Source organism: Pseudomonas rhodesiae, assembly GCF_007858255.1.
In the GTDB taxonomy this organism is placed as follows: Bacteria; Pseudomonadota; Gammaproteobacteria; order Pseudomonadales; family Pseudomonadaceae; genus Aquipseudomonas; species Aquipseudomonas rhodesiae.
This window is the reverse complement of the sequence record NZ_VFEU01000050.1, coordinates 1-9,696: the sequence shown is the minus strand read 5'-3', so window position 1 is coordinate 9,696 and position 9,696 is coordinate 1. Positions and strand designations below refer to the sequence as shown.

At 59.7% G+C, this 9,696-nt stretch carries 11 protein-coding genes; 5 read left to right on the top strand and 6 right to left on the bottom strand.

Features of this window, described 5'->3' with window-relative positions:
- Positions 1–218: 218 nt before the first annotated feature.
- Positions 219–971, bottom strand: coding sequence for an outer membrane beta-barrel protein (locus FIV35_RS29070; RefSeq protein WP_034136461.1), 753 nt, complete (start codon positions 969–971; stop codon positions 219–221).
- A 124-nt stretch (positions 972–1,095) separates the two neighbouring features.
- The gene (locus tag FIV35_RS29065) at positions 1,096–1,935 is read right to left on the bottom strand and encodes an arylamine N-acetyltransferase family protein (RefSeq protein WP_034136462.1); all 840 of its coding nucleotides are present in this window, start codon (positions 1,933–1,935) and stop codon (positions 1,096–1,098) included.
- Between the two features lie 119 nt (positions 1,936–2,054).
- Here FIV35_RS29065 and FIV35_RS29060 point away from each other — a divergent pair, with 119 nt between their 5' ends.
- A complete protein-coding gene (locus FIV35_RS29060; protein ID WP_034098712.1) occupies positions 2,055–2,291 on the top strand; it encodes a DUF6555 family protein in 237 nt (78 codons plus the stop codon).
- 48 nt (positions 2,292–2,339) lie between these two features.
- On the opposite strand, the gene FIV35_RS29055 is transcribed toward FIV35_RS29060, so the two are convergent.
- Positions 2,340–2,540, bottom strand: a complete 201-nt coding sequence (locus FIV35_RS29055) for a DUF6021 family protein (protein WP_034136463.1) — start codon at positions 2,538–2,540, stop codon at positions 2,340–2,342.
- Positions 2,541–2,551: 11 nt separating this feature from the next.
- Positions 2,552–2,731 (bottom strand): hypothetical protein, encoded by a 180-nt coding sequence (locus tag FIV35_RS29050; RefSeq protein ID WP_034136464.1) that lies wholly within the window; start codon positions 2,729–2,731, stop codon positions 2,552–2,554.
- A 126-nt stretch (positions 2,732–2,857) separates the two neighbouring features.
- Between FIV35_RS29050 and FIV35_RS29045 the strand changes: the two genes are divergently transcribed.
- Both FIV35_RS29045 and FIV35_RS29040 read left to right on the top strand, forming a co-directional pair.
- Positions 2,858–3,379, top strand: coding sequence for a DUF3087 domain-containing protein (locus FIV35_RS29045; RefSeq protein ID WP_034136465.1), 522 nt, complete (start codon positions 2,858–2,860; stop codon positions 3,377–3,379).
- 193 nt (positions 3,380–3,572) lie between these two features.
- The gene (locus tag FIV35_RS29040) at positions 3,573–4,313 is read left to right on the top strand and encodes a carbonic anhydrase (RefSeq protein ID WP_034136466.1); all 741 of its coding nucleotides are present in this window, start codon (positions 3,573–3,575) and stop codon (positions 4,311–4,313) included.
- Between the two features lie 15 nt (positions 4,314–4,328).
- On the opposite strand, the gene FIV35_RS29035 is transcribed toward FIV35_RS29040, so the two are convergent.
- Positions 4,329–5,192 carry a Dyp-type peroxidase gene (locus FIV35_RS29035; protein ID WP_034136467.1) on the bottom strand — a complete coding sequence of 288 codons (864 nt, stop codon included), beginning with the start codon at positions 5,190–5,192 and terminating at the stop codon, positions 4,329–4,331.
- A gap of 149 nt (positions 5,193–5,341) precedes the next feature.
- On the opposite strand from FIV35_RS29035, the gene FIV35_RS29030 reads away from it, so the two are divergent.
- Both FIV35_RS29030 and FIV35_RS29025 read left to right on the top strand, forming a co-directional pair.
- A complete protein-coding gene (locus FIV35_RS29030; RefSeq protein WP_034136468.1) occupies positions 5,342–6,958 on the top strand; it encodes an NADP-dependent glyceraldehyde-3-phosphate dehydrogenase in 1,617 nt (538 codons plus the stop codon).
- A gap of 153 nt (positions 6,959–7,111) precedes the next feature.
- Positions 7,112–8,173: an FUSC family protein gene (locus FIV35_RS29025; protein ID WP_034136469.1), complete on the top strand. Its 1,062-nt coding sequence runs from the start codon at positions 7,112–7,114 to the stop codon at positions 8,171–8,173.
- Positions 8,174–8,244: 71 nt separating this feature from the next.
- On the opposite strand, the gene FIV35_RS29020 is transcribed toward FIV35_RS29025, so the two are convergent.
- Positions 8,245–9,696, bottom strand: a 1,452-nt coding sequence (locus FIV35_RS29020; RefSeq protein ID WP_211363921.1) for an Ig-like domain-containing protein, incomplete at its 5' end; no start/stop codon positions are given.

Below are 9,696 nucleotides of genomic sequence, written 5' to 3'. Positions count from 1 at the left end.
GTTTTTGCCAAGTCAACCGAAACAGTCGTAAGCTGCATGAGGACGCTCCCTTCCGCTAAGTGTGGGTAACACTTTAACTTTGGCACATAGATGCCGTTAGGAAGGGGGCGTCCATTCCATTACCACAAAAGCCTGTTCAGCATAAGAGCCTGTACACCATAAAGCTCAGTCACCACAAAAGCCCCTCTTATCCAATCAGCCAGCTCACTACAAACGGCTTAGAACGCGATACCGACCTTGAACCCATACTCGTCACGCTTGAGTTTGGTGTTGTCGGCCACGGGGGAATCTTCATCCAGTTTGTATTCGGTGCGGGTGTAGTACAGGCCCGCCATCACAGGCAGGTTGCCTTTCTGGTTCATCAGCAGGCTGACTTCCGCGTACGGGTTGGTGCGGTCCTTGAGGTCGACGGAATCGCTGCCCAAGCCGTCAACCTTGACTTTGACGCGGCCGTCGAGGGTGTGACGAGCGCCGGCTTCAACTCGCAGGGTCATGTCATCGAACTGGTGGTTGTAACCCAGTGCCGCTTTGGCAAATGGCGACTTGGTGGTCAGCTCAAGGTCATTGCCGTTGGACTCTGGCTCGTAGCGGGTCCAGCTGTAACCACCGCCCACGATCACGTCGACAAAGTTGCGCGCATCCAGCGCGGCACGCCAGCCCAGGTCCAGATCGGCCTGGCCTTCCTTGAGTTTGTTGTCGCTCTTCTCGCCGTATTTGGCTTCGAGGCCGGCTTGGTAGATAAAACCGGACTCAGCGGTAAGCTTGTTGCCGAAGTTGTAGAACAGGCCCGCTTCGGGCATGTGGTCCTTGTCGCTCTGGCTGCCGCCTTCGAGTTTGAAATCGTTGTAGCTGCCCTGCAGACCGAAGATGGAAATCGGGTCGGTGGACGGCGCTGCGAACACCATCGCCGGCGCGGTGGCCAGCGCAAGCAGCGAGGCGTTTTTGAGGAATGATCCGAATAGTTTGGACATCGTTTTACATCTCCTTGTCAGGTGGACAAATTATTCAGGAACCGCTTCGAACCTCCGCGCGCGCAAAAGGTTCGAAAAAATTCACCTGACTTTGGAGGTAAAACGGTTCAGCGAACGCTCTAGATCAAGGCTCTTGGCGGCCTGCGCGAATCAAGTCATCCAATGCGTCGCTCAAACGTGGGTGCTTAGGCACCTGAATGCCGAACGTGTCGCGTAGCAATGCCAGCAGTTCATCGCTGTGTTGCAACGTACGCTTGGCGCTGGGCCTGTCCAGATAGTGAATTGCGTAATGCGCGTTGTTCAACGTGTGCCGCTCCCCCACGGCCAGCCGCGCGACTTTGAGCTGCCCCAGAAAGGGCGAGCCAGGGTGGGTCGAGACGTACCAGTTGCCGATTTCGTAATCGATGTCGGCCTGCACTTGCAGGTCGAACACGTATAAGCCGCGCCATTCCCCGGCCACTTCGGCCCACAGCGTATAGCTGCTCTCCTGCGCATCGAATGTCAGGCGGTAAGGCTCATGGGCCGTGGCCTGCACCGCCTGGGTATCGAGTTGCAACGGACTGCTGGGTACCATGCCACCAAAGCCCACGTCGGCGATGTAGCGCACTCCGTCCAGGTTCACCAGGCTCAGACGATGGGTACGCGCCGTACGCGCATCCGGCGGGCCGCCCATGACAACCCGGCCGGTGATGCCGCGCGCGTCGAAGCCCAATTCCTGCAATAGCATCAGAAACATCTGGTTCAACTCGTAGCAGTAGCCGCCGCGCCCCTCGAACAACACTTTGTGCTCGACGCTCGGCAGATCGATCGGCACCGGCTGGTGCAGCAGGGTCGACAGGCTCTCAAAGGCGAAGGTGCAGACATGGCGCAATTGCAGGTCTTGCAGAGTTTGCAGGGTGGGCGGTGGCGGAGTGTCGTAGCCCAGGCGTTGCAGGTAGCGCTGGCAATGGGTGAGACGGGGCATGGCACGGTCCTTGAGCACGGGCGAAGGCGTCACTATGCCGCGCCCGCGTGCAGATTGTCATTTTGAATGAACCTTTTTAAACGCCTTCCTATCCATTTATAACAAGTCAGGGAGGCACCATGAGTACCGCAAAAATCTACACCATTAATTATCAGCTGCACGGTCAACCGAAGTCCTTTGTAGTACGCGCCGAAGTGATGAATAACGCCGAGGCCTGGCATTGGGCGGCGGTCGACGCCGACGTTGCCCATGTGAGTCGCATTGGCCGCGTGGGCCATGAGCAAGTCAAAAAAACCACCCGCCCCTGGGCGGAGAAATACGGCATCACCAATGTGACCTGGATGCCACCTAAATAACCCCATCCCCTAAACCAAAAAGCCCCGCTCAATCGAGCGGGGCCTGCATCACTTCTTCAAGTCGCCCAACGGATCGTAAGGCGGCTTTTTTTCCGGGTGATCTTTTTTATCCTTGTCCAGCGGCGCGATGGCCGGGCCGATCGGGTCGACCTGCGGGTCGGCGACATCCGGCGAGTCCGGGTCGAAACCCAGCTCATCCTTGCCACTGGCGTGCTCGCTGGAGCGCGGGCCTTTGTCTGGAGCGGTCATGGCTATCTCCTCTAGAGCGGACGGGCTTTATCGTGAAGGGTTTCCAGGTCTTGCTCGGCTTGCTCCGTATCGTCAATGTCCTGACGATGCGCGGGATCATTGGGGCGCAGAGCGTCGTTGTCGCGCTCCTCCTCACCGGGGGTACGGTTGGGGTCTGGCGTGCCGGGCGGTGGCTGTTTGTATTCGGGCATGATGGTTCACCTCGTCATAATGGGTGGCCTGCACCGATTTAGAGAAAGCCCCGCGCACCAACGTTCAACTTGTTTGCCCTGACGTGCGATGATGCCACCCCGCCATCCTCTAGAGACCTGACCCGGATGTTCGAGCTCAAACCCTGTGACCCCGCGCTCTACCGCCAACAGACCCGCCGCAGCACGCTGATCGTGGCGGTGCTGTTCTTGGCCCTGGCCATGGTGCTGTCGAGCCTGGCGGTGACGCTGTTCGGCGAGCCCGGCGGGGATAATTTCCGCTTCAACGTCGGCGGCGTATTCGCCGGTGTGCTGATCACCCTGGCGCTGGTGCGCGGCCCCTTTTGGGGCCAGGCGTGGCTGGCACCGGCGGTGTATGGCTGGCAGCTCAAGCGCAGCCTGATGAACGTGACCAACGTGATGCACAAGGTCACCGAGGGAGTGCAGGCCAATGACCCGACAGCCATGAAGCTGCTGCGCTTCTATCACTTGGGGCTGACTCAGATGCACGAATTGGACGCCAACTCCAGCGCCCAGGCGCAGTTGGTCGGTGAGATGCAGGCCCACGTCAGCAAGATGCAGGCGCTGGGGCTGGACACCGACCAGACCCGCCTGGACCCTGCCTGGCTCGACCACCTCAAAAGCGTCTGAGTCACAAACGATTCACGCAGGCGGCGAAGGCTCTCAGGTTAGGGCTGGCGTTGTTCTTTTCAGCGGACGATCGACGAGCTTTCGACCTATTCGGGTTCAGCGTCCGCTGCACATGCAGAAACCTCCTACATTCTTCGCTCAGCATTCTTTGCACCCTTGGCGCTTTCGCTAACCCCCTATCGAGAGCCCATCCATGTGCAACGCCCATCGCCCCACTGATACGCCATCGAACAACGGCCGCCGTGACTTTCTGCGTCTGACCACACTCGGCGCCAGCGCGTTGATGCTGGCCGGCGCTTTACCCAGCGGCATGGTTCAGGCCGCCCCGGTGCCGAAAGCGGCCAACAAGCTCGACCCACAACAGGCGCTGGAACGTTTGATGGAGGGCAATCAGCGCTATGCCGCCGGCGTCAAACGACGCCATGATTTCATGCACGAACGTGAGGCCTTGGTCGGCGGGCAAAACCCCTTCGTCGCGGTACTCAGTTGCGCCGACTCGCGGATCGCGCCCGAATATGCCTTCGATACCGGTCGAGGCGACCTGTTCGCCGTGCGCGTGGCCGGCAACTTCGTCACCGATGACGGACTGGCCAGCCTCGAATACGCCGTGGCGGTGCTGGGCACGCCACTGATCATGGTGCTGGGGCACGACAGTTGCGGGGCTGTGGCGGCCGGGGTCAAGGCGGTCAAAGACAACGCTCGATTCCCCGGCAAGATTCAGGGCCTGGCCGACGCGATCAAACCGTCCGTGACCAAGGTGCTGAAAGCGCCGGGCAACGTGTTGGATAACGCCATCGCACAGAACGTCATTGATACCGTCGCACGGCTCAAGACTGAATCCAGCCTGTTGGCCGACGCCCTGACCACCGGCACCTTGCAGATTGTCGGCGGTGTGTACCGCCTCGACAGCGGCAAGGTTGAGCTGATCGGCTAGTCACGCGCGCCACTATCAACTGGCCAGCGCACTAAGATCCAGGTGCCCATCCAGGACCGGCGGGCACCAGTAATAGCCGCCGGTCAACGGCGTACTGATGCGGTACAGGCCGTCGACAATCCCGTCTTCCAGGCCGCTCATGCGGCGCAGCTGCGCCTCGAAAGCATCGAAGGAATGGCCGAAGGCGAGGAACATCAGGCCGGCCTGACCGTTTTCGGCCCACGGCATGGAGCGGCGCACCACGAAGGCCTCGGGGGTGAAGCTCTCCTGGGCGGTACGTTTGGTATGGGCCGACTCTGGGGCGTCTTCCAGTTCTTCGTTATCGCCGTGGCGGCGGCCGATGATGTGGTCGCGTTCCTGGGCTGGCAACGCGGCGAAACCATCGAGGTCGTGCTGCCATTGCTGAAGGGCGGCGAAGCTGGCACCGCCGTCAGTCAAGGCGGCGTCCACGGCAGCATCGTCGTGAGGGTTTTCGGTGCCGTCTTCGTAGTCGGTGAGGTCGAAGCCGGTCTTGTAGCGGAAGCCTTCAATCGACTGCACCAGACGAAAGCCCGGGGCCAGGGCCTTCTCGAACGCGCGACTGCGCAGCAGCAGTTCGCCGCGATCCGCACCGTGCAGCCACACCCACAGCGCCTGTTGGGTCGACGGGTTGTGCGCCCCCGGCGCGCTGATCGCCGGAAACGGCCGCAAGCCGTCAATGGTTGCGCCCAGTGCAGTGACCAGCGGCTCACCCAACCCGACCACCGCCGCCGCATCCGCCATCCGCACCAATGCGTCCAACGCAACGGGAACGGCGGCCAGGGAATCCACGGCGAAAAACAGATGGCGTGCCTGCAACGGCACCGGTGCAGCAAGAATGCCCGGCTGGTACTGACTCATATGAACTCCTTCAAGAAAGGCGCGCAGTTTACCCGGCGCCAGTCGCTCTGCGTACTGCAAAGCGCGCAAGCCTTGCCATAGAGCCCTTGGTTGGGTGACTCTCTAGTCAAGTACCAGTCAAGTTTTGTAACTATTACAGGGATAGCGCCATGACCACTCAGCCCTTGCTCGCTCAGCTGTTTCCTACTTCCACCGCCGAGATCCCAGAGCAATACCGCCTGGCAGCGCCCATCGAACAGCGTGACTACCTGGTGAACGGCCAGTTGCGGGTGTGGAATGGCCCGCTGGCCCAAGTGCACAGCCCGGTGCAACTGGGTGACCAACGGGTGGTGATCGGCAGCACGCCGCTGCTGGACGCCGACACCGCCCTCACCGCCCTCGACGCCGCCGTGCGTGCCTACGATCGTGGCCAGGGCGAATGGCCGACGATGCGCGTAGTTGACCGCATCCGCCACATCGAAGCGTTTTTGCGGCGCATGCGCGAGCAGCGCGATGGGGTGGTCAAGCTGCTGATGTGGGAGATCGGCAAGAACCTCAAGGATTCCCAGAAAGAATTCGACCGCACCTGCGACTACATCACCGACACCATCAACGCCCTCAAAGAGCTGGATCGCCGCTCCAGCCGCTTCGAGCTGGAACAGGACACCCTCGGGCAGATCCGCCGCGTGCCGCTGGGCGTGGCGCTGTGCATGGGCCCCTACAACTACCCGCTCAACGAAACCTTCACCACCCTGATCCCGGCACTGATCATGGGTAACACCGTGGTGTTCAAGCCGGCCAAGCTCGGCGTGCTGCTGATCCGCCCACTGTTGGAAGCGTTCCGCGACAGCTTCCCGGCCGGGGTGATCAACGTGATCTATGGCAGCGGCCGCGAGACCGTTAGCGCGCTGATGGCCAGCGGCAAGATCGATATCTTTGCGTTCATCGGCACCAACAAAGCCGCCAGCGACCTGAAGAAACTGCACCCCAAGCCGCACCGCTTGCGGGCCGCTCTGGGCCTGGACGCGAAAAACCCCGGCATCGTGCTGCCCGAGGTGGACCTGGACAATGCCGTCAGCGAAGCAGTGACCGGCTCGCTATCGTTCAACGGCCAACGCTGCACCGCGTTGAAAATCCTCTTCGTGCATGAAGAGGTGGTCGAGGCGTTTATCGAAAAATTCAACGCACGCCTGGCGACGCTCAAGCCCGGTATGCCGTGGGAAGACGGTGTTTCGCTGACGCCGTTGCCGGAAGTGGGCAAGGTCGATTACCTCAACGGCCTGGTGGCCGACGCGACGCAGCACGGAGCCCAGGTGGTGAATGCAAATGGCGGGGTCAGTCGCGGTTCGTTCTTCTACCCGGCGGTGCTGTACCCAGTGAATCCGCAAATGCGCGTCTACCACGAAGAACAATTCGGCCCGGTGGTGCCGATCGTGCCCTACCGCGACCTGGATACCGTGATCGATTACGTTCTGGATTCGGACTTCGGCCAACAGCTCAGCCTGTTCGGCACCAACCCCGAAGCCATCGGGCGCCTGGTGGATACCTTTGCCAACCAGGTCGGGCGCATCAATATCAACGCCCAATGCCAGCGCGGGCCGGACACCTTCCCCTTCAACGGCCGCAAGAACTCGGCTGAAGGCACGCTGTCGGTACATGACGCGTTGCGCGTGTTTTCGATCCGCACCCTGGTGGCGACCAAGTTCCAAGAGAGCAACAAGGCACTGGTCAGCGAGATCCTGCGCAACCGTGATTCAAGTTTCCTGACCACTGACTACATCTTCTAAGTTCACCTCGGTCAAACAATGTGGGAGAGGGCTTGGCTTCGATAGTGGTGTGTCAGCTAACCGATTCTTTACCGATCCACAGCCATCGGGGGCAAGACCCCCTCCCACATTTGGATTGTTTATAGCTGGAGAATTGAGGGTCCTTTGTTATCAATGAATCTGCCGATGTTTGCCCGGCGCCTGTTGCGCCCCTTGCTCGACCCCTACCGCCGCTACCGGCATGCCAAGCTGATCCACGCCGTGCGCGTGTCCATTGGCTTGCTGGCCACGATCCTGCTGACCACCGGCATCAACCTGCCCCACGGCGAATGGGCGTCGGTAACCATGTTGATCGTGATCGGCGGGCTGCAGCACCACGGCAATATCGGCAAAAAAGCCGTGGAACGCGCCTACGGCACCTTGATCGGTGCCAGTGTCGGTCTGCTGCTGGTGGTGCAACAGGCCTACTTCGGCCTACCGCTGCTGACCTACCTGCTGATGTCGGTGGTGTGCGGGTTCTTCTCCTATCACGCCATCGGCAAGGGCGGTTATATCGCGCTGCTGTCGGCGATCACCGTGTTTATCGTCGCCGGCCACGGTGACAACCCGTTGTCGGATGGTTTATGGCGTACCGTGGATATTCTCATCGGTATCGTCCTGGCCCTGGCGTTCTCCTTCGCCCTGCCGCTGTATGCCGTGTATTCGTGGCGCTATAACCTGGCCAGCGCCCTGCGTGACTGCGCACAGATCTACAGCCGGATCATCAGTGGAAAGTCGGTCACCGATGATGAACACGTCAAACTGCTCAACCGTTTGAATGCGGCAATGGTGCAACTGCGCTCGCTGATGCCGTCGGTATCCAAGGAAGTGCGCATTTCCATGACCGAGCTGGACGCCATCCAGCGTCATCTACGGCTGTGCATCAGCACCCTGGAGATTCTCGGCAACACCCGTCCCGACCCACGCGACGAACAAGCGATGGCCCGTATGCAGGCCGTCTTGAAGGCCGAGCATCGGCAGATCCGTGTGCAATTGGTGGGGATGGCGCGGGCGTTGAAATCCGGCATGACCGAACGACTGGAGCGCCCAAGTACCGGCACGGGCCGCGAGCCCACGCTGGATGCGCCGGTGTACAGCGCGCTGGATGGGTATCGGTTGTTAACGCTGCAACTAGCGGCGAATGTGGATGCGATGCGGGGGCGGTTGGCGAAGAGTGGGAAGTGTTGGGGGATTTGAAACTAAGTAAAAACACGTAACGGGTTTATCTTTCAAACTCCGTTACGTGTTAATCGGCGGTGAATGGATAATCAAGTCGGCTGTAAGCACCAGGCCGGTGCTCGATAGTTGACGCCTAAACACCTGATCTGTGTTGGCAGTCGCGTGTCCCAAGCAGCATCGACTAATGTGAAGCAATACACACCGTTGTCGATACACACCCAGTAAAAGGCATCATAAGGCACTGGGAACTGCGAGGATGGACCGTAGACTTTTTGCATATGTTCAAGACCGTTGGGCCAATCCAGACCAATGGCGCCGGGTAATGATCGGCGCCAGTTATAGGCGTCAGCGCTGCTTATCGCATGGGGGTATTCGCGCACTGCCCACACGTTCGAAACGTACACATTGTAAGACAACCAGTGCCCTGCATTGTCTCGTACATCGATGGTCGTGACGCCATTGCTATAGCCTGTCACTTTACCCGTCGAGGTCACCTGGGCGATGGCTGAGTTGCGTGATACATAGGTATAGGGCGGTTGACCTCCCGTGGGTACGCGAGTTGCTGCATTTCCAGGGTAATCCTGCCCATTCCTCGGCCAGTTGAATGCAATAATCGCAAACCCTTTCAAATCCATATCGCTACGATCGATCTGGAAAGCCTGCGAGACTTTGTAAGTCGTGCTCTGAAAAGGAGTCTCTCTGCCCGGAGTCTGACTACCGTCGAGCGTCACCTGAGCCTTGAGCTCTATCTGCTGGCCGTTGGGCACAGATTCCAACCAAGTGCGTAACACCGGTTTATTCGCCAGCCCGTTTGTCGCTTCTGACTGACTGATGGGCTCACCATTGAGCACATACAGGTCTCCCACATTCGCACTGCTGCAAATCAACCACACCCTTTGACCAGCGGCACTGAACGGCCATTTCGCCAGCGTAGCCATTGCATTACCGACAAAGGTGTTCAGGTCCAGCGTCGCTCCGGCAGGGGTGTTGTTGATCAACGGCCGTGGCATGTTCCCCACGGGGATCGGCGTCACTGTCACCGTTACTACGCCAGAATCTTTGGGCGAGCCGTTCCGGGTGACCTTGTACTGGAGGGTGAAAGTCTGGTTGGTACGACCGATATTGACCCCAATAGCATGCGCTGGGATGGGGAATGGAACGGTGCCCGATACACTGCCATTTTTCTCCGGGATGTTGGGAGAACCGGCAGCGCCATTACCCACCATGGTGACTTTGATGATGTCGGTGGTCAGCATGCCGTCGTAGCTCACTTCCACCGTTCCGCCATTCAAGGCACTTAAGGGCGCCAGCGTCTGGGAGGCACCGATACCACTGGCTTGGACCAAGTTGGGCAATCGCAACTCCCCAATGGCTGTCAAGACGCGATAGGTCGTCGACGGCAAGTCCACGGCCGTTGATCTATCTGTACTTCCATCAAACGTCACCGCACAACTAACCGTGATCTCCTGATTATTCGGCAACGCCGCCAACCAGGTGCGCAGCACCGTCTTATTCGCCAGGCCATTGTTGGCTTCCAGTGA